General features: G+C 73.9%; 24 protein-coding genes. 10 read left to right on the forward strand and 14 right to left on the reverse strand.

The genetic code is table 11. The annotated features are described in order from the left end of the window. The first annotated feature begins 72 nt into the window (after positions 1–72). Together OG580_RS03745 and OG580_RS03750 are read left to right on the forward strand one after the other, a co-directional pair. Positions 73–381, forward strand: coding sequence for a hypothetical protein (locus OG580_RS03745; protein ID WP_267042197.1), 309 nt, complete (start codon positions 73–75; stop codon positions 379–381). Between the two features lie 195 nt (positions 382–576). Continuing rightward, a complete protein-coding gene (locus OG580_RS03750) occupies positions 577–1212 on the forward strand; it encodes an ATP-binding protein (protein WP_267042198.1) in 636 nt (211 codons plus the stop codon). A gap of 107 nt (positions 1213–1319) precedes the next feature. Here OG580_RS03750 and OG580_RS03755 read toward each other — a convergent pair whose 3' ends face one another. The 5 genes from OG580_RS03755 to OG580_RS03775 form a co-directional block, all read right to left on the reverse strand. After that, positions 1320–3920 carry an FtsX-like permease family protein gene (locus OG580_RS03755; protein WP_267042199.1) on the reverse strand — a complete coding sequence of 867 codons (2601 nt, stop codon included), beginning with the start codon at positions 3918–3920 and terminating at the stop codon, positions 1320–1322. Between the two features lie 26 nt (positions 3921–3946). Further along, positions 3947–4765, reverse strand: a complete 819-nt coding sequence (locus OG580_RS03760) for an ABC transporter ATP-binding protein (RefSeq protein WP_267042200.1) — start codon at positions 4763–4765, stop codon at positions 3947–3949. After that, complete coding sequence (locus tag OG580_RS03765; protein ID WP_267042201.1) at positions 4762–5040, reverse strand: SHOCT domain-containing protein; 279 nt, start codon at positions 5038–5040, stop codon at positions 4762–4764. The genes OG580_RS03760 and OG580_RS03765 overlap by 4 nt, the downstream gene beginning before the upstream one ends. 149 nt (positions 5041–5189) lie before the next feature. Continuing rightward, entirely contained in the window at positions 5190–5930 is a 741-nt protein-coding gene (locus OG580_RS03770; RefSeq protein WP_267042202.1) for a class I SAM-dependent methyltransferase, read from the reverse strand. A gap of 347 nt (positions 5931–6277) precedes the next feature. Continuing rightward, the gene (locus OG580_RS03775; RefSeq protein ID WP_267042203.1) at positions 6278–7048 is read right to left on the reverse strand and encodes a cyclopropane-fatty-acyl-phospholipid synthase family protein; all 771 of its coding nucleotides are present in this window, start codon (positions 7046–7048) and stop codon (positions 6278–6280) included. A 194-nt stretch (positions 7049–7242) separates the two neighbouring features. Here OG580_RS03775 and OG580_RS03780 point away from each other — a divergent pair, with 194 nt between their 5' ends. Continuing rightward, a complete protein-coding gene (locus OG580_RS03780; RefSeq protein ID WP_267042204.1) occupies positions 7243–7821 on the forward strand; it encodes a DinB family protein in 579 nt (192 codons plus the stop codon). 40 nt (positions 7822–7861) lie between these two features. On the opposite strand, the gene OG580_RS03785 is transcribed toward OG580_RS03780, so the two are convergent. Both OG580_RS03785 and OG580_RS03790 read right to left on the reverse strand, forming a co-directional pair. Further along, positions 7862–8140, reverse strand: a complete 279-nt coding sequence (locus OG580_RS03785; RefSeq protein ID WP_267042205.1) for a hypothetical protein — start codon at positions 8138–8140, stop codon at positions 7862–7864. A gap of 179 nt (positions 8141–8319) precedes the next feature. Continuing rightward, positions 8320–9546 (reverse strand): ROK family protein, encoded by a 1227-nt coding sequence (locus tag OG580_RS03790; protein WP_267042206.1) that lies wholly within the window; start codon positions 9544–9546, stop codon positions 8320–8322. 15 nt (positions 9547–9561) lie between these two features. Here OG580_RS03790 and OG580_RS03795 point away from each other — a divergent pair, with 15 nt between their 5' ends. Both OG580_RS03795 and OG580_RS03800 read left to right on the forward strand, forming a co-directional pair. Further along, positions 9562–9855 (forward strand): hypothetical protein, encoded by a 294-nt coding sequence (locus OG580_RS03795; RefSeq protein WP_267042207.1) that lies wholly within the window; start codon positions 9562–9564, stop codon positions 9853–9855. A 32-nt stretch (positions 9856–9887) separates the two neighbouring features. Further along, positions 9888–11171 (forward strand): MFS transporter, encoded by a 1284-nt coding sequence (locus OG580_RS03800; protein ID WP_267042208.1) that lies wholly within the window; start codon positions 9888–9890, stop codon positions 11169–11171. A 226-nt stretch (positions 11172–11397) separates the two neighbouring features. Here OG580_RS03800 and OG580_RS03805 read toward each other — a convergent pair whose 3' ends face one another. Further along, positions 11398–11796, reverse strand: a complete 399-nt coding sequence (locus tag OG580_RS03805; protein ID WP_267042209.1) for a MarR family winged helix-turn-helix transcriptional regulator — start codon at positions 11794–11796, stop codon at positions 11398–11400. 87 nt (positions 11797–11883) lie between these two features. Here OG580_RS03805 and OG580_RS03810 point away from each other — a divergent pair, with 87 nt between their 5' ends. After that, positions 11884–13377: an MFS transporter gene (locus tag OG580_RS03810; RefSeq protein ID WP_267042210.1), complete on the forward strand. Its 1494-nt coding sequence runs from the start codon at positions 11884–11886 to the stop codon at positions 13375–13377. A 46-nt stretch (positions 13378–13423) separates the two neighbouring features. Here the strand turns inward: OG580_RS03810 and OG580_RS03815 are convergent, their stop codons facing one another. The 3 genes from OG580_RS03815 to OG580_RS03825 form a co-directional block, all read right to left on the reverse strand. Continuing rightward, entirely contained in the window at positions 13424–14089 is a 666-nt protein-coding gene (locus OG580_RS03815) for a response regulator transcription factor (RefSeq protein ID WP_267042211.1), read from the reverse strand. Then, positions 14086–15285, reverse strand: coding sequence for a sensor histidine kinase (locus OG580_RS03820; RefSeq protein ID WP_267047882.1), 1200 nt, complete (start codon positions 15283–15285; stop codon positions 14086–14088). The genes OG580_RS03815 and OG580_RS03820 overlap by 4 nt, the downstream gene beginning before the upstream one ends. 275 nt (positions 15286–15560) lie before the next feature. Beyond that, positions 15561–16256, reverse strand: a complete 696-nt coding sequence (locus OG580_RS03825) for a TetR/AcrR family transcriptional regulator (protein ID WP_267042212.1) — start codon at positions 16254–16256, stop codon at positions 15561–15563. A 141-nt stretch (positions 16257–16397) separates the two neighbouring features. On the opposite strand from OG580_RS03825, the gene OG580_RS03830 reads away from it, so the two are divergent. Then, the gene (locus OG580_RS03830) at positions 16398–16958 is read left to right on the forward strand and encodes a nitroreductase family deazaflavin-dependent oxidoreductase (protein ID WP_267042213.1); all 561 of its coding nucleotides are present in this window, start codon (positions 16398–16400) and stop codon (positions 16956–16958) included. A gap of 55 nt (positions 16959–17013) precedes the next feature. On the opposite strand, the gene OG580_RS03835 is transcribed toward OG580_RS03830, so the two are convergent. Beyond that, positions 17014–18474: a geranylgeranyl reductase family protein gene (locus OG580_RS03835; protein WP_267047883.1), complete on the reverse strand. Its 1461-nt coding sequence runs from the start codon at positions 18472–18474 to the stop codon at positions 17014–17016. 306 nt (positions 18475–18780) lie between these two features. Between OG580_RS03835 and OG580_RS03840 the strand changes: the two genes are divergently transcribed. The 3 genes from OG580_RS03840 (at position 18781) to OG580_RS03850 (ending at position 21442) form a co-directional block, all read left to right on the forward strand. Beyond that, entirely contained in the window at positions 18781–20145 is a 1365-nt protein-coding gene (locus OG580_RS03840; RefSeq protein ID WP_267042214.1) for a dipeptidase, read from the forward strand. Positions 20146–20249: 104 nt separating this feature from the next. After that, positions 20250–20945 carry an MBL fold metallo-hydrolase gene (locus OG580_RS03845; RefSeq protein WP_267042215.1) on the forward strand — a complete coding sequence of 232 codons (696 nt, stop codon included), beginning with the start codon at positions 20250–20252 and terminating at the stop codon, positions 20943–20945. Between the two features lie 2 nt (positions 20946–20947). After that, positions 20948–21442, forward strand: a complete 495-nt coding sequence (locus OG580_RS03850) for a MarR family winged helix-turn-helix transcriptional regulator (RefSeq protein ID WP_267042216.1) — start codon at positions 20948–20950, stop codon at positions 21440–21442. Between the two features lie 41 nt (positions 21443–21483). Here OG580_RS03850 and OG580_RS03855 read toward each other — a convergent pair whose 3' ends face one another. Then, positions 21484–22518 (reverse strand): NUDIX hydrolase, encoded by a 1035-nt coding sequence (locus tag OG580_RS03855; protein ID WP_267042217.1) that lies wholly within the window; start codon positions 22516–22518, stop codon positions 21484–21486. A 248-nt stretch (positions 22519–22766) separates the two neighbouring features. Further along, a complete protein-coding gene (locus OG580_RS03860; RefSeq protein ID WP_267042218.1) occupies positions 22767–23750 on the reverse strand; it encodes an ROK family protein in 984 nt (327 codons plus the stop codon). Positions 23751–23834 lie beyond the last annotated feature (84 nt).

A 23834-nucleotide genomic window follows, 5' to 3' on the forward strand; every position in this document is an offset into this window, starting at 1 on the left:
CGGGGCCACTGGTGCCCTCGCCGACGGCCCGGCACACTGGTATCGGCAACCGGGTGAAAGGGGCGGACCGGCATGGCGGAACCCGAGTTCAGCGCGAGGGGCGTACGGATCGCACGCTGGCCCCGCTCCCTGACGCACGCCGGGGAGGTACGGATCGAGGACGGCCGGCTCGCGCTCCTCACGAGCTACGGCAGCGAGATCGACAGCGCGCCGGTGACCTCCGTCCGGGCGGGTCGGCCCTGGTTCGCCAAGGGCGACGAGGCGGTGGCGACCGTGAACGGGACCCGGTACCTGCTGACCCTGCGCCACGAGGACGGTGACGGGACCGAGGAGTACGGAAGCTTCCTCGCGGCGCTCAGGCGGGCGGGCGGCGGAAGTTGATCGACACCCCCTGGCATCGGACCTGACCTGCCGTGAATCGCCGCGAGTTGCGGTGCGGTCACCACTGGTTCACGCTGGAACCACCTCACCGAGGGTTCACCGGTGGTGACGTTACGCTTCGGTCGCCACCTTGCTGTACCGCACGAGAGATCCGAATCTTCGTCTTCTTCCGGACTACTTCGGGGAGTCGCAGCCGTGATCAGCGAGCCGAGCAGGTATTACGCGGTGGAGCTCCAGGCTCTGCCGTCGCGGATCGGTCAGGTCCGCAGGATTGTCTCCGCGCATCTCCGCCACTGGCATCTCGACGCCTTGATCGACCATGCGGCGCTCGGCGTCACCGAGCTTCTGACCAATGTCCACCGGCACGCGCAGCCGGACAAGCGGTGCACGGTCGAGATCGAGCTGCTGCTCGACCGGCTCACCGTCTCGGTCAGGGACCACGACCCCCGAATACCGGAGGCCGGAGCCCTGCACGACCGCGGCGGACTGAACGACCTCGACACATTCGACGGACTCGACGCATTCGACGCGTACGAGGGGCTCGCCACCTCCGGGCGGGGCCTCGCCATCGTCGGTGCGGTCAGCGAGAGTTGGGGCATCCGCCCGTGCGGCGCCGACGGGAAGGTCGTGTGGTTCACCCTCTCGGCGCCGCCGCCCGCCGTCCCGGTCGAGGAGCACGCGCACGCCGTGTACGGCTCCACGACCGAGGGTCCCTTCGCGGGGTACGGACAGTTCCCCGACGTCGTCCCGGACGTCCCCTTCGGTGCCCCGGTCGAACCGGCCCTGGCCCCGTTGCTCGCCGGCGCGGTCCTCGCGGGCCGGGCGGGCTGAGGTAGGCCGGTCCGGCTCGGCCGGTCCCGACCGGTCCGGCTCGGCCCGGCCCGGTCCCGACCGGCTCGGTCCAGTCCAGCCCTCCGGCTCGGTCCAGCCCGGTCCGGCTACTCCGTGGCGATCGCCCGGAGGATCTCCAGGCGCGCCGCGCGGCGCGCCGGACGCCAGGCCGCCACGACGCCGGCCAGCAGGCCTACCAGGGCAACGGCCGCCAGTCGCACCGCCGGTACGGCGAAGGCGAGGGCGCTGTCGCCCGACCCTTCCGAGGCGCGGACGAGGACCCAGCCGAGGAGGCCGCCGAGCACGAGCCCGCCGAGCGTTCCGAAGGCGGCGACGAGGACGGACTCCCAGCGGACCACCGCCCGCAGTTGGGCGCGGGTCTGCCCGACGGCCCTCAACAGGCCCAGTTCGCGGGTCCGTTCGTGGACGGCGAGGGTCAGCGTGTTCGCGATGCCGAGCAGGGCGATCAGGACCGCGAGCGCGAGGAGCGCGTAGACGAGGGTGAGCATCATGTCGATGCCGCCCGCCGAGGCCTCCGCGTACTCCTCACGGGTCTGCACCTCCGGGTGGCCGTACCGGTCCGCGACTCCGGTCACCGCCGCCTTGCCCTGCTCCGTGGACACACCGTCCGCGAAGGCGACGGCGACCAGCCGGTCGGCGTCCTGGGTGCGGTGCGGGGCCCAGGCCTCCCGGGTGACGAGGTAGTCGCCGGCGAGGTCGGCCCGCTCGTAGACCGCCCGGACGGTGAAGGTGTGCCGGGTGCCGTCCGTGAAGGTCAGCTCGGCCGTGCGGCCGGGTGCCAGACCGGAGGCGGCGGCCTCGCCGGCCGCGACGGCGAGCCCGTCCGTACCGAGGCCGGTGAGGGAGCCCCGTACCGCCCCCAGGTCGAGGGTGCGGGCGAGCGCGGCCGGGTCGGTGACGGTCAGGGCGCGGCCCCGGCCGTCGACCTCCGCGACTCCGCGCCCCAGACCGACGGCCGTGTCGACCTCCGGCAGCGCTGCGACGGCCGGGGCGAGGCGGGGGCTGAGCCCGCTGCCGCCCGCGCCGAACGAGGGTGCGCCGATCGCCACGTCGCCGGCGAAGGAGCGGTCGACGGTGCGGTCCGCGGTGGCCTTGAGGGAGGCGCCGAAGACGGTGAAGAGGGTGACGACGGCGACCCCGATCATCAGGGCGGTGGCGGTCGCCGCCGTACGGCCGGGGCTGCGCAGGGCGTTACGGCGGGCGAGGCCGCGGTTGGCACCGCGCAGGGGCCGGCCCAGTGCCCGTACGGCGACCGAGGCGGCGACCGGGCCGAGGACCACGAAGGCGGCGACGGCGAGCCCCGCACCGGTCGCGGCGAGCGCGAGCGAGGGGGTGCCGAGCGCTCCGGCGAGGACCGCTCCGACGGCGGCGGCCAGGAGGGAGGCACCGGTCAGCGCGCGGGCACGGGAGGTGCCCGAGCCGTCGACGTGCGTCTCGCGGAGCGCGGCGAGCGGGGACGTGCGCCCGGCCCGTACGGCGGGCAGGAGCGCCGATCCGGCACAGACCGCGAGTCCGACGCCGAGCGGGAGCGCGAGGGAGGTGGCGGTGACGACCAGGTCCCCTTCGGGGAAGGGGAAGCCGATGGCCGGGAAGAGCGCCTGGAGACCCGCGGCCACTCCGACTCCGGCGAGGAGTCCGGCGGCGGAGGCGAGCAGCCCCACGGCGAGCGCCTCGGTGAGTGTGGCCGTGACGGCCTGCCGGCGGGCGGCACCGATCGCCCGGAGCAGGGCGTTCTCCCGGGTCCGCTGGGCGACGAGGACGGCGAAGGTGTTGTGGATGGTGAAGACGGAGACGAGCACCGCGACTCCGCTGAAGACCAGCAGGAAGGTGGTGAAGAGGTCCAGGAAGCGGCCGGAGACCATCTCGGTGCTCTCCTCGGCGACGCGCTGCCCGGTGACCGCCTCGACTCCTTCCGGCAGGACGCGGCCGAGTGCGGCGACCAGCTCCGTCCGGGAGACGCCGGGCCCCGCGCGTACGGCGATGCCCGTGGCCTCGCCGGGCCGGGCGGTCAGGTACCGCTCGGCGTCGGCACGGGTCAGTCCGGCCCAGGTGACCTGGCCCATGCCGTCCGCGCCGCCGAAGGTGGCGAGACCGACGACGGTGACGCGTACGGGTTCGGGGGTCCGCAGGACGGTCGTGTCGCCGATGGCGAGGCCGGCGGCCTTGGCCGCGCCCCGGTTGACGACGACCTCGCCGGAGGCGCTCGGGGTACGCCCCTCCGCCAGCCGGTACGGGTTGAGGGCGGGGTCCTCGATCCAGTTCCCGGCCAGGGTGGGCGGGCCCTGGCCGCCGACGGGCGTCCCGTCGGCGGCGAGGAGCTGGCCCGCGCCCTCGATCAGGGGTGCGGCGGCGGCGACTCCGGGGACCTCGGCGAGGCGCTCGGCGAGGTCGGCGTCGACGGGGCCGCGCGTGCCCTGGGCCTCGCCGGCGGCCGTGACGGTGACCGCGCTGCGGACGACGGCGTCCGTGCCCCGGGTGGCGCCGGTGAACATGGCGTCGAAGCTCGCGCGCAGGGTGTCGCCCATGACGAGGGTGCCGGTGAGGAAGGCGACCCCGAGGAGGACGGCGGCGAAGGTGCCGAGGAAGCGGCGGCGGTGGGCGCGGAGGGAGGAGAGCGTGAGGCGGAGGGTGGTGCGGGTGGAGCGAGTGGTGCGGGTGGAGCGCGTGGCTTGCGGAGAGCGAGTCATGCGCGTGGAGTGAGTGGTACGGGTGTTCATCTCGACGCTCCTTGGGTCGCGTCGGCCCCCGGGGCACTCCCGGCACGCGTATCGGTCGCGGGCTCGAAGGCCTTCAGGCGGTCGAGGACGCGGTCGGCCGTCGGGGCGGCCATCCGGTCGACGAGCCGCCCGTCCGCGAGGAAGATCACCTCGTCGGCGTGGGCGGCGGCGACCGGGTCGTGGGTGACCATGACGACCGTACGGCCGGTCTCGCGCACCGTACGGCCGAGCAGGCGCAGGACCTCCTCGCCGGAGCGCGAGTCGAGGTTGCCGGTGGGCTCGTCGGCGAAGACGACGTCGGGGTCGCCGACGAAGGCGCGGGCGACGGCCACCCGCTGCTGCTGTCCGCCGGAGAGCTCGCTCGGCCGGTGGTGCAGCCGGTCGCGCAGACCGACGGTGTCGACGAGCCGGTCGAACCGGGCACGGTCGGCGGTCCTCCCGGCGAGGTCGAGCGGCAGGGTGATGTTCTCCGCGACGGTCAGCGTCGGCAGGAGGTTGAAGGCCTGGAAGACGAAGCCGATGCGGTCGCGGCGCAGCAGGGTCAGGCGCCGGTCGTCGAGCGTGGACAGGTCGGTGTCACCGATGAGCGCGGCACCGGAGGTGAGGGTGTCGAGTCCGGCGGCGCAGTGCAGGAGCGTGGACTTGCCCGAGCCCGAGGGGCCCATGACGGCGGTGAAGCGGCCGGCGGGGAAGCCGACGCTCACCCCGTCCAGGGCCCTGACCTCGGTGTCGTCGCGCCCGTAGACCTTGACGGCGTCCAGGACCCGGGCGGCGTCGGTGCCCGTGCCGGGAGCGTACGTGGCCGTGGTGGTCATGTCCGGCGCCCCTTGGCGGTCGCGGCGCGGCCGAACTGCTCCTCCAGGACGGTGAGCCGCCGCCAGTACTCGTCCTCGTCGATCTCGCCGGCGGCGAAGCGGTGGCCGAGGAGCGCGATCGGCGAGTGCTCGTCGGGCCCGGCGGGGCGGCCGCCGCGTCCGGGGCGCCATCCGGCGCGGCGGGCGAGGGTGACGAGCGCCGCGACGACGGCGACCCAGACGAGAGGGAAGAGGAGGATCCACGGGCCGGGGCCCGCGTGGGCGAGGGTGTTCATGAGGGTTCAGCTCCTCGGTGCGTGTGACGCGGTGATGTCCGTGGTTCGAGAGTCGCCCGAGGAGGGGGCTGATGGCGTCGTACGGGCAGCGGCTTCTCGCGTACGACAGCGGGAGTACGTCGGGAGGGCGTGACGGCCTTCCGCCGACCTCAGGCCGGCTTGCGCCACACGGAGACGTGCTTCGCGGAGTCCTGGGCGAACGGCGTCCCCTCCCAGTCCGCGACGCGACGTTCCAGCTCGAGCCCGGCGATCCGTGCCATCAGGTCGAGCTCTGCGGGCCAGGCGTACCGGTGCCGGGAGTTCTCACGACGGTAGCGGCCGTCGTCGCCGTCGCGGGTGAAGTGGTGCGAGACGAGGATCTGCTCGACGAGGTCGAAGGTGTCGAAGCCGAGGTGCTGCTCGGAGACGTCGAACGGCACCGCGATCTGGCCGGGCGGCAGGAACCGCAGCGGCGGCACGCCCAGTTCGATGACGAAGCGGCCGCCGGGCTCCAGATGACGTGCGGCGTTGCGGAAGCACTCGACCTGCTCGTCCTGCGTGAGCAGGTTCGTGATGGTGTTGTAGACGAGATAGACCAGGGTGAACTCGCCGGGAACGACGGTGGTGGCCATGTCCCCGATGACCACGGGGAGCGTGTCCTCGTCGATCTTGCGGCGCAGCACCGCCGCCATGTGCCGGGACAGTTCGATGCCTACTACCGGCACGCCGCGTTCCCGGAGCGGGACGCCCACTCGTCCGGTCCCGATGGCGAACTCCAGCGCCTGGCCGTCTCCGGCGAGGTCGGAGAGGAAGTCCAGGGTCGGTCCGAGAACGGCGGCCGAGGACGACTCGGTCTCCTCGGCGTCGTAGCGGTCGGCGGTCTCACGGGTCCACATCTCACTGCTCGTCACAGGGGGCCACCCTGCCGGGCGTTGAGGGGCGCTGTCGACGCATTTATCTTCCACCGGCTCCGGTCACACGGTTCAGGTAGGACCGGTACGGACCCTTCAAGGCACCGCCCGGCGCTGGGAACACCACCTCGAACCGGCCCGCCGGAGGCCCGCGCCGCTCCCGTCAATCGGTCGCCCCCTCGCCGTGGGGACTGCTCGCCTTCTTCCCGTGGGGCGGCCCGGAGGCGCCCGCCGACGAGGGCGAGCGCTTCCGGGGCATGCGCCGGTCGGCCCCCCGGGCGCGGGAGCCGCGGCCCAGGACACGACCACGGCCACGACCACGGCCGGGCTGCAGTGGTGACGTTGCGTCAGACCACGGCGACGAGGGTGAGGTAGGTGATGCCGAGGGCCCGGCGGTAGCCGTTGAGCCAGCTCGAACGCTGCCGGTCGACCCGCTCGCGGGTCTCGGCGGCGAGCGGGTGATCGGGGTGGGCGGCGAGCCAGACCTCGGTGTCGTACCGGTAGCCGGACTCGAACTCCTGCCACTCGTCGGCGCTCGCCGTCTCGATCCACGCGGGCCGGAAGCCCGCCTCGATGGCGAGGTCCACGAGAGCGCCGAGGGAGAGGTGGTCGCCCGTGCGGGCGCCGGGCCACATGGCGGCCAGCTCCTTGTCCGTCGGGGGGCGCTCCCAGAAGCCCTCGCCCAGCACGACCCGGCCACCGGGCCGGACCAGTCGACGGAGTTCCCGGAGGGCGACGGCGGGGTCGTGCCCCTCCTTGGGGTTGCAGAGCGCCTGGCTCGACCCGAGGCAGAGGATCGCGTCGACGGGGCCCCGGTCGGTGCCGAGCGCCGACTCCTCGACGAAGAGGACACGGTCGGCGAGACCGCGCTCCTCGGCGAGGGCCCGGCCCCTGGCCAGGTCCTCGGCGTTGATGTCGAGCCCGGTCCCCTTGGCCTCCGGCGCGCTCTCCAGGACACGGAGGAGCAACTCGCCCCAGCCGCAACCGATGTCGAGCACGTCGGCGGGTTGGGCGGCGGCGAGCCGCTCGATCATGCGGGTGGCGCGGGCCTCGGACAGCGGGCCGTGGAAGGTAAGGCTGCCGAGGCGCGGGGGAAGGTCTGAGTCAGAAGTGATCACGAGGCGGAAGGCTACGTCGTACGCCCTCCCCCGCCCACTTCATTTTCGCGACCCCGCGAGGAACAGGCTCTGTCGGGGATCCTGTGATGTCTCACAGGGCGGCGGCCATGGCCAGGCCTCGGCTCTGCCAGGCGTTGTCGGCGCCACGTACGGGATCTTGAGACCACGAGCAGCCCATGGCAGGCTCGTGCCGCATGAACGATGAATTCGCGAAAGCCAACCTGCACGGGAGACTGCGGCGGGACCGCGAGGCGCTGCTCTGGAAACTCGACGGCTTGTCCGAATACGACGCCCGCCGACCTTTGACAGCGACCGGGACCAACCTCCTCGGTCTGGTCAAGCACGTGGCCACCGTCGAGGCCCGGTACTTCGGCGAGGTCTTCGACCGCCCTTCCCCGGAACCGCTGCCCCGGTGGCAGGACTCCGACGGCAGCGATCAGTGGGCGACCGAGGACGAGACCCGCGATCAGATCATCGGGTTCTACCGGCGTACGTGGGAACACTCGGACGCGACGATCAACGAGCTTCCCCTCGACGCCCCCGGCCACGTGCCGTGGTGGCCGGAGCCTTTTTCCCACACGAACCTGTTCGCCGTCATGGTCCATGTCCTCGGCGAGTCCATCCGGCATGCCGGGCACGCCGACATCCTGCGCGAGGGCCTCGACGGCCGGACCGGATTGCGCGCCGAACACGAGAAGCAGATCGACGAGGAAGCCCGTGCGGCCTACTGCGCGAAGATCGAGCAGGCCGCCAGGTCGGCCGCACCGATCTAGGGGCCCTCGGACGCGCCCTGAACAGTCGGCCCGGCCTTCCTCAGCCACACCCCTTCGCGACCGCCTCGCGGACCGCGGGGGCGATCTCACGGGCCCAGCGCGCGAGGGTGTCGATGTCCTGCGTACCGCCGCCTGGAGAGAAGAGGACGAAGCCCGAGGCGCCGTGTTCCAGGACGGCGCCGGTGAGTTCCTCCACCCACTGGTCGACGGAGCCGCCGATCCAGCACCCGTCGCCGTCGCGGGTGGCGGTCAGCGGCCGCTCGGTGACGCGCCCCGGGAGGTTGAAGACGGTGCGTACGTCACGGGGGTCGCGGCCCACCGCTGCCGCCGCCTCGTCGACGACGGGCCGTGAGGTCCGGTACCGCTCGCTGTGCCGGTCCGCCGCGTGACCGGGGAGCCAGCCATCGGCGACCCGGCCGGTGGCGGCCAGGGACTTCCGGCCGCCGGAGAGCGCGGAGAGCGCGGTGACCGTCCGGTCGGAGCCCCGGGGAACGCCGCTCAGGCGGGTTCCCGGCCCAGCGCGGCCAGGGGGTCGTCGAGCACCGGCTGCCAGGCCAGTTCGGCCGCCCCGACCAGGCTGTTGTGGTCCAGGGTGCACGGCAGGATCGGGACGCCGCCGCTGCGGCCCCAGAGGCTGCGGTCGGCGACGACCGCGCGGAGGCGCTCGGGGTCGGCGTCGAGGAGCTCCCGGTGGAGCCCGCCGAGGATGATCCGGTCCGGATTGAGGATGTTCACCAGGCCGGCGAGGCCGAGCCCCAGACGGTCGATCAGTTCCCCGACGGCCACCCGCACACCCGGGTCGTCGCGGTTCGTCCGCAGCAGGTCACGGGCCTGCTGGAGCAGCGAGACCTCCGGGCCGGGGTCACGGCCGGCGACCATCAGGAAGGCGAGCGGGTCGGTCTCGACGTCGAGGCAGCCGCGGCTGCCGCAGTGACAGGGACGGCCCTCCGGGTTCACCGTCAGATGGCCGACCTCCAGGGCGAGGCCCGAGCTGCCGGTGTGCAGACGGCCGTCGAGGACGAGGGCACCACCGACGCCCCGGTGGCCGGTGGCCACGCAGAGGAGGTCGCGGGCGCCGCGCCCGGCACCGTGCCGGTGCTCGGCGAGGGCCGCGAGGTTGACGTCGTTGCCGGTGAAGGCCGGACCCTCGATGCCGGCGGCCCGTACCCGCTCGGCGAAGATCTCCCGGACCGGCGCCCCGGCGGGCCAGGCGAGGTGGAGCGGGTTGAGCGCGGTGCCCTCGGGTTCGGCGACGGCGGAGGGCGCGGCGAGGCCTGCGCCGACGCAGCGGCGCCCGGTCTCCCGGAGCAGGGCGGCGCCGGCGTCGACCACGGCGCCGAGGACCTGGGCGGGGTCGGCGGAGACGGTGACACAGCCGGGGGCCGTGGCGACGATGGTGCCGCCGAGGCCGACGAGCGCGGCGCGGAACCCGTCCGCGTGGACCTGGGCGGCGAGGGCGACGGGGCCCTTCTCGTCGACGGCGAGCCGGTGGGAGGGACGGCCCTGGGAGCCGGCGGCGGCACCGGGGTTGGAGTCGACGCGGATGAGGCCCAGCGCCTCCAACTCGGCGGCGACCGCGCCCGCGGTGGCCCGGGTGACGCCGAGTTCGGCGGTGAGGACGGCCCGTGTCGGAGCCCTTCCGGTGTGCACCAGCTCCAGCGCGGGGCCGAGCGCGTTGCGCCCCCTGTCCAGCCGAGTCCGGGTCGTCGTCGCCTTGCCGTTCATGGGGGCGAGTCTCCCATGATCGGACCCACGACCGGACCCGCACCCCGGCCCGACGCCACCGACGGACACCCCGAGCGGGCCGCGCCGCCGACCGGGCACGACCGGACCACCGACGGGCCGGCGGTCGACCCGCCTTCGACCCCTCGCCCCGTCTCGATCCCGCGCCGCGCCGCCTCGTTCCCGGGCCGACCCCGCCTCGTTCCCGGGCCGACCCCGCCTCGTTCCCGTGCCGACCCCGCCTCGTTCCCGCGCCGCCCGCCGCACCGGCCACCCGTCGACCTCACACCGGCCCGCGTGCCGGCCGGTTGAATCCGGGGCCCGTCTCCCCCTATCCTGAGTTTGTGCCGCTACTAAACAAAGTACGGACGGCCGCACCGGGGGGCCTCGGCGGAGACACCGCCATCCACTCCCTGTCCCGCCTCCGCTCCGCCCTGACCCTCTTCTTCGCCCTCGACGGATTCCTCTTCGCCGGCTGGGTGGTCCGCATCCCCGCCGTCAAGCAGCAGACCGGCGCCTCGGCGGGTGACCTCGGGCTCGCCCTCCTGGGCGTGTCCGCGGGAGCGGTCGTGACCATGACCCTGACGGGGCGGCTCTGCCGCCGCTTCGGCAGCCACGCCGTCACCGTCGCCACCGCCGTCCTGCTCTCCCTCTCGGTCGCCCTGCCGGCGCTCACCCGGTCCCCGCTCGCCCTCGGCCTCGTCCTGCTCGTCTTCGGCGCCGCGTACGGCGGGATCAACGTCGCCATGAACAGCGCGGCCGTGGACCTGGTGACCGCGCTGCGCCGCCCGGTGATGCCGAGCTTCCACGCCGCGTTCAGCCTCGGCGGCATGCTCGGTGCGGGCATCGGCGGGCTCCTCGCCGGAAGCCTGTCACCTGGCACCCACCTCCTCGGTCTCACCGTCGTCGGACTGGCCCTGACGGCCGTCGCCGGGCCCGTACTCCTGCGCCACCCCGCCCCCGTCCTGCCCGAAGCCCTCCCACGCGGGCCGGAGGCCGAGCCCGGGAAGCCGTCCGGGCCCGGGAAGCCGTCCGGGCCCGGGAAGCCGTCCGGGCCCGGGAAGCCGTCGCCGGCGGCACGCCGTACCGTCCTCGTCTTCGGCGTGATCGCGCTCTGCACCGCGTACGGCGAAGGAGCGCTGGCCGACTGGGGTGCGCTCCACCTCGAACAGGACCTGGGCGCCCACCCCGGAGTGGCCGCGGCCGGGTACTCCGTCTTCGCCCTGACCATGACCGCCGGCCGGCTTTCCGGGACGCTGCTCCTGGAGCGGCTCGGCCAGACCCGTACGCTCGTCGCAGGCGGGGCCACGGCCGCCGCGGGCATGCTCCTCGGCGCGCTCGCCCCGACCGTCTGGGCCACGCTCCTCGGCTTCGCGGTCACCGGCCTCGGGCTCGCCAACATCTTCCCCGTCGCGGTCGCCCGCGCGGGCGCGGTCGCCGGTCCCGGCGGGGTGGCGACGGCGTCCACCCTCGGCTACGGGGGCATGCTGCTCGGCCCGCCGTCCATCGGGTTCCTCGCCGACTGGTTCTCCCTGCCGGTGGCACTCACCACGGTCGCGGCGCTCGCCGCCGGTGCCGCGGCGATGGGCTACTGGGCCAGGAACGCGGCTTCCCAGCAGGCAAGTTGAGCACCCGTACTCCAGCGGACACCGCAAGGTCGCGCGACACCCCGGCCGACCAGTTCGCCCCGTAGCCGCGTAGCCCCGCCGACAGACACAGCCACGGCCGCGTGAGACGCCCGGCGCCCTTCGCCACCGCCGGGCGTCGGCGTCGGGCGTCGGGCGTCAGGCGTCAGGCGTCCAGCTTCGGACACCCGGCGGGCGGCATCGGGCGGGCGGCATCAGGCACCCGCCATCACGCCTCGCCGTCCAGCATCCGGGTCAGCACCTCGCGCTGCAGCGGCCGCACCTCGGCATGGCGCGCGAGTCCCTTCTCCGTGACGATCACCCGCACCCCGCGCCGGTCCTCGGGGCACATCCCCCGCGCCACCAGGCCGTCCTTCTCCAGCCGTGCGATCAGCCGGGACAGTGCGCTCTGGCTGAGATGGACCCGCCCGGCGAGCTCCTGGACGCGCCAGGAGGCCGGGGTGTCCTCGCTCCCACCCTCGGCCAGGACGTCGAGGACTTCGAAGTCGCTGGCACCGAGTCCGTACGGCTGCAGCGCCCGGTCGAGCTCGCAGGTCGTCCGGGCGTGCAGGGCGAGGACGTCACGCCACTCGTCCACGAGCGCGCGTTCGGACTTGTTCGCTGCCATGACCGCACGTTAGCAGAAACAACCCCTTTTGTTGCACGGGAATTAAATGCGCTTGCATTCAATGCACGTGCATGTACCGTGCTGCCCATGACCTCTCCGCTCACCGCCGCACCCACGGCCGCCGCGCAGGAACGCTGGAGTCCGCGGCTCTGGGGCACCCTTCTCGTCCTCTGCGCCGCGATGTTCCTCGACGCCCTCGACGTCTCCATGGTCGGCGTCGCCCTGCCCTCGATCGCCGCCGATCTCGACCTCTCCACCGCCACCCTCCAGTGGATCGTGAGCGGCTACATCCTCGGCTACGGCGGCCTGCTGCTCCTCGGCGGCCGCGCGGCCGACCTCCTCGGCCGCCGACGCGTCTTCCTGATCGCGCTCGCCGTCTTCGCCCTCGCCTCGCTCCTCGGCGGGCTCGTCGACTCCGGCCCGCTCCTGATCGCCAGCCGCTTCATCAAGGGCCTCAGCGCCGCCTTCACCGCCCCCGCCGGCCTGTCGATCATCACGACGACCTTCCAGGAGGGTCCGCAGCGCAACCGGGCCCTGTCGATCTACACCACCTGCGCCGCCACCGGCTTCTCCATGGGCCTGGTCCTGTCCGGCCTGCTCACCGAGCTGAGCTGGCGCTGGACCATGCTGCTTCCCGCCCCCGTCGCCCTGATCGCCCTCGTGTTCGCGCTGCGCCTCATCCCGCACAGCCCCCGCGAGAAGGCCGCCGGCGGCTATGACCTGCCGGGCGCCGTCACCGGTACGGCCGCGATGCTGCTGCTCGTCTTCACCGTCGTCCAGGCCCCCGAGGCCGGCTGGACCTCCGCCCGCACCCTGCTCTCGTTCCTGGCGTCCGCCGCCCTCCTCGTCGCCTTCGTCCTGATCGAGCGGCGCAGCGCCAGTCCGCTCGTACGGCTGGGGGTCCTCAGGTCCGGCTCCCAGGTCCGCGCCCAGCTCGGCGCGGCCGCGTTCTTCGGCTCGTACGTGGCCTTCCAGTTCATCGTGACCCAGTACATGCAGTCACTGCTCGGCTGGTCCGCGCTCCAGACGGCGCTGGCCTTCCTCCCGGCCGGCGTCCTCGTGGCGCTCTCCTCCACGAAGATCGGCGGGATCGTCGACCGTTTCGGCACGCCCCGGGTGATCGCCGTGGGCTTCACACTGCTCGTCGTCGCGTACGCGCTCTTCCTGCGGATCTCGCTGACCCCGCAGTACGCGGCCGTGATCCTGCCCTCGATGCTGCTGCTCGGCGCCGCCTGCGCACTGGTCTTCCCCTCGCTCAACATCCAGGCCACCAACGGCGTGGACGACGACGAGCAGGGCATGGTCTCGGGGCTGCTCAACACCTCGATCCAGGTCGGCGGTGCGATCTTCCTCGCCGTGATCACCGCCGTCATCACCGCGGACGGGGACGCGTCGGCCTCCCCGCAGGCGGCACTGGACAGCTTCCGCCCGGGTCTGGCCGTGGTCACCGCCATCGCCCTGGCCGGACTCCTGGTCACCCTGCCGGGCCTCCGGAAGCAGCGGAACGTCACCGAAACGGTCGTGGTGGCGCGCTCCGCGGCACCCGCCGACTCCCCGGCGAAGGTCGCGGTCCGCGACTGAGCCCCGATCGGCCGGGCCGACGGCTCCACGGCGCGGAGCGGCGCCGTCAGCCCAGCCATCCGGGCCGCACCAGGCCCGACTCATAGGCGAGTACGACGAGTTGGGCGCGGTCCCGGGCTCCCAGCTTCACCATGGCACGGCTCACATGGGTTTTGGCGGTCAGCGGGCTGACGACCAGTCGGCGGGCGATCTCCTCGTTCGAGAGCCCGATGCCCACCAGGGCCATCACCTCCCGCTCCCGCTCCGTCAGCGCCCCGAGCACGGCCGTCGCCCCCGGGGCCTTGGAGCGCGCCGCGAACTCCTCGATCAGCCGGCGGGTCACCCCCGGGGAGAGCAGCGCGTCCCCGTGGACGACGGCCCGCACCGCCCGCAGCAGCTCCTCCGGTTCGGTGTCCTTGACGAGGAAGCCGGAGGCGCCGGCGCGGATCGCCTCGAAGACGTACTCGTCGAGTTCGAAGGTCGTCAGCATCACGACCCGTACCTCCGCGAGCTCGGGGTCGTCGGTGATGCGCCGGGTGGCTTCGAGGCCGTCGAGCCGCGGCATCCGGATGTCCATGAGGACGACGTCCGGGCGCAGGGACCGCACCCGCTCCACGGCCTCGTCGCCGTCCGCCGCCTCCCCCGTCACCTCGATGTCCGGCTGGGCGTCGAGCAGCGCCCGGAACCCCGCCCGGACCAGCGACTGGTCGTCGGCGAGCAGCACACGGATCACGAGATCTCCTCGGTACGGAGCGGGAGCACGGCATGGACGCGGAAGCCACCGTCCGGCCTGGCCCCCGCCTCGATCGTGCCACCCAGGGCCGCGGCCCGCTCCCGCATTCCGGCGAGTCCGTTGCCGCTGCCGCCCGCCTCGGTGCCGGTGGCCGGGCCGTCGTCGTCGATGCGCAGGTCGAGACGGTCGGGGCCCTGCGCGATCTCCACCCGGGCGGTACGGGAGCCGGAGTGGCGGACCACGTTGGTGAGCGCCTCCTGCACGATCCGGAAGGCCGCGAGGTCGGCGCCGGGCGGCAGGGCGGCGGCCGGCGGCTCCGCTCCGTACGGGCCGCTCGTCGTGACCGTGACGGCGAGACCCGCGGCCGCCGCCTGCTCGACGAGTTCGGGGAGGCGGGCCAGCCCGGGGGCCGGCGCGCGGGGCGCGTCGCCGGGGGTACGGAGGGTGTCGAGGACCTGCCGCACCTCGCCGAGCGCCTCCTTGCTGGCCGCCTTGATGGTGGTCAGCGCGGTGCGGGCCTGCTCGGGGTCGGCGTCGAGCAGGGCGAGTCCGACCCCCGCCTGCACGTTGATCACGGAGATCGAGTGGGCGAGCACGTCGTGGAGTTCACGCGCGATACGGAGCCGCTCCTCGTCGGCGCGGCGCCGCTCGGCCGCGGCTCGCTCGGCCCGCTGCTGCGCCCCCTGCTCACGCCGGACCCGTACGAGCTCGGAGGCGGCGAGTACGGCCACGGCGAAGGCGCCCGCGGGCAGCTCCTGCCCCCAGGGCGCGGGGCCGTCACCGGTCGGGGGAAGCCACCGGTAGAGCCAGTGCGACAGCGCCAGATGACCCGCCCACAGCAGCCCGAGGGCCCACCAGGCGGCGGTCCTGTGACCGTGCACGACGGCGGCGAAACAGGCGACGGCGACGAGGACGAAGACCGGTCCGTACGGGTACCCGGCCGCGAGGTAGCCGAGGGTGACGGCCGCGACGCCGAACACGACCGGCACGGGCCGACGGTGACGGAACACCAGCGGCGCCGCCCCGAGCAGCAGCAGTGCCCGTCCGAGCGCGTCGAGCGTCTCCCGGTCGGGCTGGTTCCGCGCGGCGAACCCGGTCCCCGCCATGACGAGCACGGCGATCACCAGCGTGGACCGCCACGGCAGTTCGCCCGCGTCCGGCTCCTCGGCCCACCACCCCCGGCGCGCCCGGCCCATGCCCTCGCCACCGCGCCCGGCGGTCCGTTTCTCGTCCATACCCGCCACGCTATCCGCGTCCGCCCGACGGGGACGTCACCCCGACGGGGTGGTCACCCGTACTCCCGCCGGAGTAGGAGGGCGGCGTGCGGGTGTGGGTGCGGAGTACGGGGACGGGGGACGGGGACGGCGTACGAGGACGGGGTACGGGGACGTGGGTGGCGCACGGGGACGGGGTACGGGGACGGGCGTGGCCTACGGGGGACGGGCCCGGGTACGGGGCCGCGGCGGGCTCGTCAGCCGCGCGGGAGGAGGCCCACGTCCTGGCCGAGGCGGCGGGCGGCGGCCGTGAAGAAGGTGTCGCGGTCCTCGACGAGGCGGTTGAACTGGCCGAACACCTCGAAGGAGACCACGCCGAACAGGTGCGACCAGGCCGCCACCAGAGCGACGACGAGGGCCGGTGGGAGGTCCGGGGCGACCTCGGCGGCGAGACGGACGGCTTCGGGACGGAGCGCGTCCGGGAGCGGGGGCAGGGCGACGCCCTCGCCCGCGTGCGCCTCGCGGACGATGCCGACGAGCACGAGACCGGCACGGGCGGCCGGGGCATTGGTGTCCTGGGGTGCGGTGTAGCCGGGAACGGGTGAGCCGTAGATGAGCGCGTACTCGTGCGGGTGGGCGACGGCCCAGGCGCGGACGGCCCGGCAGACGGCGGTCCAGCGGACGAGGGGGCGCAGTCCCGCGGTCTCGGCGGCCGCGATCTCGGCGGCGGCGCCCAGGGAGTCGTACGCGTCGACGATGAGGGCGGTGAGCAGGTCGTCGCGGCTGGGGAAGTACCGGTAGAGCGCCGAGGACACCATGCCCAGCTCGCGGGCGACGGCGCGCAGGGACAGCTTGGCGGCCCCCTCGGCGGCCAGCTGGGCGCGGGCCTCGGCCTTGATGGCGGCGGTGATCTCGATACGGGCGCGGGCTCGGGCTCCCCTGACGGTACTCATGGAGAGCAGTGTGCCACTTGTGGAGCACTGGACCATAACAAGAGCAGTGCTCTTGCTTGAGAGCGCCGCTCCGTGCACACTGGAGGAGTCAAGCGAGAGCACTGCTCACACTTTGCCGCCCCAGCTGCCCAGGAGGACCCCATGTCCGCTCAGCCCGCCGCCTCCGGTACGCCCACCGACCCCACTGGGCTCACCAGCCCCGCCACTCCCGCCACCCCCACAGGCCCCACCAGCCCCACCGCGCACGTCATCAAGCCCGGCTGGTTCACCGTGAACGTCCTCAACCGCGCCGTCGCATGGATGACCCGTCGGGGCATCAGTGTCTGGGGCTCCCGGGTCCTCGCCGTCCGAGGCCGCAAGAGCGGCGAATGGCGCCGCACCCCCGTCAACCTCCTGACGGTGGACGGCGCCCAGTACCTCGTGGCCCCGCGCGGCCACGTCCAGTGGACCCACAACATGCGTGCCGCCGGCGGCGGTCGGCTGCACCTCGGCAAGCACGCCCAGGACTTCACCGCCGTCGAGCTGAGCGACGACGACAAGCCCGCACTGCTCCGCGCCTACCTCAAGCGCTGGAAGGCCGAGGTCGGCGTCTTCTTCGGCGGGGTCGGCCCCGACTCCTCCGACGCGGAACTCCGCGCCATCGCGCCGAAGCACCCCGTCTTCCGCATCACGACGACGGGCCCCGCCACCCCGGCCGCATGAACCGGCCGGGGCAGCGAAGCCCGTACGCGTCGACGACGCCGAAAGCGATGATCCGTCAGACCTGGTCCGCGGCCTCGGCAGCCCCGGCGGCCCCGGTGGTCTCCGCCCCGTCCGCTCCGTCCGCGCCCTTCGCAGCCGTGGCGCTCCGGGTGCCGTCCGGGCCTTCCGTGCCTTCCGTGCCCTTCGCAGCCGTGGCCTCCGCCGCCTCTCCCGTGTCCGGGAGCTCCTGGCCGTCGGCCTCGGCCCCGGACCCCGCGCGCTCCCGCGCCGTGACGCCGCGACCCGCCGGGCCGACGCCCGCCGAGGTGTCCATCCGCTTGTCCAGGATCTCCAGCGCCCGCCGGGCCATGCCGTTCGAGCGGACCATGCCACCGAGCGTGGCCGAGCCCCGCGTGATGTCGGCGAAGGCGTTCCAGGCGGGGCGGAAGCCCGTGATCGTGGCGTGCAGCAGCCCCGGGCGCCGCTCGAAGAGCGCGAGCATCCGGCGCCCGACCGCCATCTCCACGCCGAGGCCCGCCTTGATGGCGAAGGCGTAGTTCAGTGCCTGGCGCCGGGCGTCGACCGCGTCGTTCGCCTCGGCGACCCTGACCGCCCACTCCCCCGCGAGGCGCCCCGAGCGGAGCGCGTACGAGATGCCCTCGCGCGTCCACGGCTCCAGGAGTCCGGCCGCGTCACCACAGACCAGGACCCGGCCGCGGGAGAGCGGCGAGTCGTCGCTGCGGCAGCGCGTCAGGTGCCCGGAGGAGATCGTGGGCTCGAAGCCGGCGAGACCGAGCCGGGCGACGAAGTCCTCCATGTACCGCTTGGTGGCGGCGCCCTCGCCGCGCGCCGAGATGACGCCGACGGTCAGCGTGTCGCCCTTGGGGAAGACCCACCCGTAACTGCCGGGCATCGGGCCCCAGTCGATGAGGACGCGGCCCTTCCAGTCCTCGGCCACGGACGGCGGCACCGGGATCTCCGCCTCCAGGCCCAGGTCGACCTGGCCGAGCTTCACCCCCACATGTGCCCCTATGCGGCTGGCACTGCCGTCGGCGCCGACGACCGCCCGCGCGAGGACGGTCTCGCCGTCGGCGAGGACGACCGCGACGGTCCGCCGGTCCGGCACGGACGGACCGTGCTGCTCGACCCGGCTCACCGTGGCGCCGGTCCGCAGCTGGGCGCCCGCCTTCTGGGCGTGCTCGACGAGCTGCGCGTCGAACTCCGGCCGGTTGATGAGCCCGAAGAGCATCCGGCGCGAGCGGCGGGTGCGGGCGAAACGGCCGTCCAGGGAGAAGGTGACGGCGTGCACCCGGTCCTGGAGGGGCAGTTCGAAGCCGGGCGGAAGGGAGTCCCGGGAGGGGCCGATGATGCCGCCGCCGCAGGTCTTGTACCGGGGCAGCTCCGACTTCTCCAGGAGCAGGACCCGGCGGCCGGCGACCGCCGCCGCGTAGGCCGCGGACGCGCCGGCCGGGCCGGCGCCGACCACGACCACGTCCCAGACCTCCGCCGCCTCGTCCGCGCCCACGTCCTCGGGCACCGCGCCCTCGGGAACAGGGGCGCCGGGGGTGTCGGCGGCATCGGGGATGTCGGCGGCGTCGGGGATGCTCGCGGCGTCGGCGGTGTTGGCGGCGTTGGCGGCGTTCTCGGGACCGGCGTTCTCTACGTGCTCGCTGCTCACGATGTGCTTCTGCTCCTGATCCGACCGGTGGTCTGCTCTCGACGCATCCTACGGCGCGGTAGCCGGGGGCCCCGCGCCGTAGGATCTGCGGTGCGTTCGCCGTACCACGACATACGGAGAACGCCGTCCTTACGTCGTAACGTCGCACCCACCAGGAGCGTGCCCATGACCGCGAATCCGATCGCCGAGACCGTCCGGTCCCTGATGCCCCGCGCCAAGGCCGAGCTCACCGAACTCGTGGCCTTCGAGTCGGTGGCGGACGAGGCCGTGGCGCCCCGCAGCGAGTGCGAGGCGGCGGCGAACTGGGTCGCGGACGCGCTGCGCGCCGAGGACTTCCAGGACGTGGCGCTGCTCGACACGCCTGACGGTTCGCAGGCCGTGTACGGCATCCTGCCCGGCCCGGCCGGCGCGCCGACCGTCCTCCTCTACGCGCACTACGACGTGCAGCCGAAGCTGGACGAGTCCGCCTGGCTGACCCCGCCGTTCGAACTGACCGAGCGGAACGGCCGCTGGTACGGGCGCGGCACCGCCGACTGCAAGGGCGGCTTCATCCTGCACCTGCTCGCGCTGCGCGCCCTGAAGGCGAACGGCGGCGTCCCGGTGACGGTCAAGATGATCGTCGAGGGTTCGGAGGAGCAGGGCACCGGCGGTCTGGAGCGGTACGCGGAGCAGCACCCGGAGGTGCTGGCCGCCGACACGATCGTGATCGGCGACGCGGGCAACTTCCGCGTGGGTCTGCCGACGGTGACCGCGACCCTGCGCGGTATGACGATGATCCGGGTGCAGATCGACACCCTGGAGGGCAACCTGCACTCCGGTCAGTTCGGCGGCGCCGCGCCGGACGCGCTCGCCGCGCTGATCCGGGTCCTCGACTCGCTGCGCGGCCCCGACGGCTCGACCGTCATCGACGGCCTCCCGGGCGACAAGGCGTGGGAGGGCCTCCAGTACCCGGAGGAGGACTTCCGCAAGGACGCGAAGGTCCTCTCGGGCGTGGCCCTGCCGGGTGCCGGCACCGTCGCGGACCGGATCTGGGCGCGCCCGGCCGTGACCGTCATCGGCATCGACTGCCACCCGGTGGCCGGCGCGACCCCGTCGATCCCGGCGTCGGCCCGTGCGCAGATCAGCCTGCGGGTGCCGCCCGGTCAGGACGCCGTCGAGGCGACGAAGCTGCTCTTCGCCCACATCGAGAAGCACACGCCGTGGAACGCCCGGGTGTCCCTGGAGCAGGTCGGCCAGGGCCAGGCCTTCCAGGCGGACACGTCGAGCCCGGCGTACGCGTCGATGGCGGACGCGATGAGGATCGCGTACCCCGGTCAGGAGATGCAGACGGCGGGCATGGGCGGCTCGATCCCGCTGTGCAACACGCTGGCCTCGCTCTACCCGGAGTCGGAGATCCTGCTGATCGGTCTGAGCGAGCCGGAGGCGCAGATCCACGCGCCCAACGAGTCGGTCTCGCCGGAGGAGCTGGAGCGGCTCTCGGTCGCCGAGGCGCACTTCCTCGTCAACTACGCCCGCTCGAAGCAGGTCTGACGGTCTGACACCGGGGTCTGATTCAGCGCTCGGCGAAGCTCGCCGAGAGCGTATTGCCGTGCGGCGGACCCACGCGGGCCTTCGGGGCTGCGTAGGTTCGCCGTATGGAACTCCTCACGATCACCCCACGGCTGCATCTCCTCGACTTCTCCATCGGCCAGGCCTATCTCTGGCGGGACGAGGAAGAGCTGACGCTCATCGACGCCGGCTGGGCGGGCTCTGCCGACGCGACGACGGCGGCGATACGGGCGGCGGGCCTGGATCCGGACCTGCTGCGCCGGATCGTCCTGACCCACTGCCACCGGGACCACGTCGGCGCGGCGCAGGAGTTGGCGGACCGCCACGGCGCCGAGATCCTCGCCCACCGCCTGGACGCCCCCGTGATCAGGGGCGAGGACCCGGTCCCCGAGCCGGACCTCCTGGAGTGGGAACTCCCGCTGTACGAGCACGGTCTGACCGTGCCGGTGGCGCCGCCGACCCGGGTGGACCGGGAGGTGGAGGACGGCGAGGAGCTCGGCTTCGGCGACGGCGCGGTGGCGGTCCACACGCCGGGCCACACACCCGGCTCCCTCGCGGTTCATCTCCCCCGCCACGGCGTGCTGTTCACCGGTGACACGGTGGCGTCGGTGCAGGGCGTGACCTTCGGCGTCTTCCATGTCGACCGGCCCCTCGCCATGGAATCGATGCGCCGCCTCGCGAAACTGGCCCCCACGGTGCTCTGTTGCGGTCACGGCGCCCCGGTGACCACGGACACGGCGGACCGGCTCGCGGCCGCGGCCGACCAGAAGGGAACGGTGTGATCGTGGCACCTTCGCCCCGCACCACCACCGACCAGGCGCCGGCCGATCCGGCCGCCGCCGACGACGCCCTCGCCACGCAGCCGATCGGCTACTGGAGCGGCCTCGCCCACACGGCCGTCACACGGCATCTGCGCGACGCCATGGCGAGGGACGACGTCACGCAGCCGCAGTACTGGGTGCTCAACCGCGTGAACGGCGGGCCCGCGGCGCCGAGCCGCGAGGAGGTGGTCGACCAGTTGACCCACCTCGCCGACGGGCCGCACGAGATCGGGCGCGCCGTCGACCAGCTGCTGCACCGCGGCTGGCTCCGGATGGACGACGACGCCGGGCGCCTGCGCCTCACCGAGACGGGCGAGGCCGCCCGCGTACGGATCCGTCAGCTGGTGACCGAGCTCCGCGCCGAGGTCCACGAGGGCATCGACGACGAGGAGTACGTGGCCGCGCTGAAGGTCCTGCGCCGAATGGTCGCCAACATCCGGGGTGGCGCGGGCGGTTGACGGGCACGGCGGCGCGGCGGGCCCGTCCCGCCACTCCGCGCTCACCCCACCGGGACCCCGGCCTCCAGGTTGAGCACGGTGCCGCGTTCGCGGGCGCGCAGGGCCCAGTGGAGTCGGTCGTAGCGGACGGGAGGCAGGAGGCCGGCGGCCTCCTCCTCGGTGACGAAGCGCCAGCCGCGGAGTTCGGAGCCGGGGAGGCGGAGGCGCGCGGTCTCGGCGGCGCCGAGCCTGCCGCCGTCGAAGAGGAGCCGGAGGCCGCCGTATCCCGGTGGCTGGGGCCGTTCCCAGTCGACGAGCAACAGGCGGGGTACGGCGTCGAGTTCGAGCCCGATCTCCTCGGCCACCTCCCGCATCCCGGCGCGGGCCGGGGGTTCGCCCGGTTCGACGACGCCGCCGGGGAACTCCCAACCGGGCTTGTACGTGGGGTCGACCAGCAGGAAGCGGTCCTCCTCGTCGAAGAGCAGGACGCCGGCGGCGAGGGTCTCGCCGGTCGGCTCGGGCGTCTGGACGATCCCGGAGGGGGCGGCCCGGTCGGCCCGGACCGCGTCGGCGACGGCCCGGGCGGCCTCGGCCACGGTGAGCCGCGAGGTGTCGAGGACGTACGCGTCCCCGGCGAGCCAGTCGAGCGCGGCGCGGTACGGCGGGATGTGGCCGTGGCACCACTGGCGTACGCGGGCGTCGGCCTCGGGTTCGCCGTACTCGGCCCGGCCGTCGATCCGCTGACGCAGGATCGTTTCCTCCGGTGCGAGCAGGACATGGCGCACATCGATGCGGCGGGCGGCGAGCGCGCCGAAGATCTCGTCCCGGTACTCCTGCCGGAGCAGGGTCATGGGGACGACGAGCACTCCGCCGACCTCGGCGAGCAGGGCGGCGGCGGTGTCGACCACCATGCGCCGCCAGATCGCCAGGTCCTGGTAGTCCTCGACCTCGGCGAGCCGCTTCGCCGGCAGCAGCCGGGTCATGGCCCCGCCGATCAGCTCGGGGTCGTACAGAGTGCTGCGCGGGATCAGATCGACCAGCTCGCGCGCGGTACTGGACTTTCCCGCGCCGAACGCACCGTTGATCCAGACGATCACGATTCCCCCTTTTCGGTAGCCCCCAGTGGCTTGCCCGCAACACCCTGCCACGAAAACCACGAACACATGTCCGGGGACGGGCGCGCCGGTTCGGCCGGAGCCGGCGCCGACGGGACCGGGGCGAACACCGGTTGGACGGGGGTGAACGCCGGTTGGACGGGGGTGAACGCCGGTTGGACCGGGCGAGCGGGCCCGTCGGAGCGTGCGTGCGTGTGTGTGCCGCTTCGGCCGGGGCGGGCCGTCGGGGATCAGCAGGCGCGGCGGGGCCGGGCTCCCCCGCTCCCCGCGCACCCGGCCGCCGCCGCGGCGCCCAACAGGCCCGCGTCGGTGCCCGTTTCCGCCGGGACGACCGTCAGGTCCCGTACGAAGGAGAGCGTCGCGTAGGTCCCGAGGCTGCGCCTGAGCGGGCCGAAGAGGACCTCGCCCGCTCCCGCCACCCCGCCGCCGACGACCGCGACGTCGACCTCGACGAGGGTCGCGGTGGCGGCGATGCCCGCCGCGAGCGCCTGCGCGGCCCGCTCGAAGGACGCGACCGCGACGGGGTCCCCCGCGTGTGCGGCGACGGCCACCGCCGCCGCGGAGACGTCGCCGTCCCGCCCCGGCCGCCAGCCGTTCTCCAGGGCGCGGCGGGCGATGGACGGGCCGCTGGCGAGGCGCTCGACGCAGCCGCGTCCGCCGCAGGGGCAGAGGTCTCCGTCCAGATCGACAGAGATGTGCCCGAGGTGACCGGCGTTGCCGGTGGGACCGGGATGAAGCCGGCCGTCGAGGACGAGACCGCCGCCGACGCCCGTGGAGACCACGAGGCACAGCGCGTTGTCGTGGCCGCGCGCCGCGCCGAGCCAGTGTTCGGCGGCGGCCATGGCGACTCCGTCACCGACCAGGGTGACCGGGCGCCCGCCGGTCACGTGGCGGACCCGCTCGACGAGCGGGAAGTCGCGCCAGCCCGGCACGTTCACCGGGCTCACGGTCCCCCGCGCCGCGTCGACCGGGCCGGCGCTGCCGATGCCGACCGCCCCGGCCCCCGCCCAGAGCGGCGAGGCGGCGAGCTCTCCGAGCACTGCTTCGACGGCCCGCATGACCGTCTCGCCGTCCTCCCGCGCGGGCGTCGGCCGTCGGGCACGCGCCCGGAGCCGCCCCTCGCCGTCGACCAGCGCCCCGGCGATCTTCGTGCCGCCGATGTCGAGTGCGACCACGAGACCGGGGACGAGGCCGGTGGCGGGGTCGGTGCGCATGGGGATGGGGCCTCCAGTCGGCAGCCGGGAGTGGCCGAGGGCGTTCCGTACAGTCTGCCCGGTCTCCCGCTGCGTGACAACGTT

The organism is Streptomyces sp. NBC_00094 (assembly GCF_026343125.1).
Taxonomy (GTDB): Bacteria; Actinomycetota; Actinomycetes; order Streptomycetales; family Streptomycetaceae; genus Streptomyces.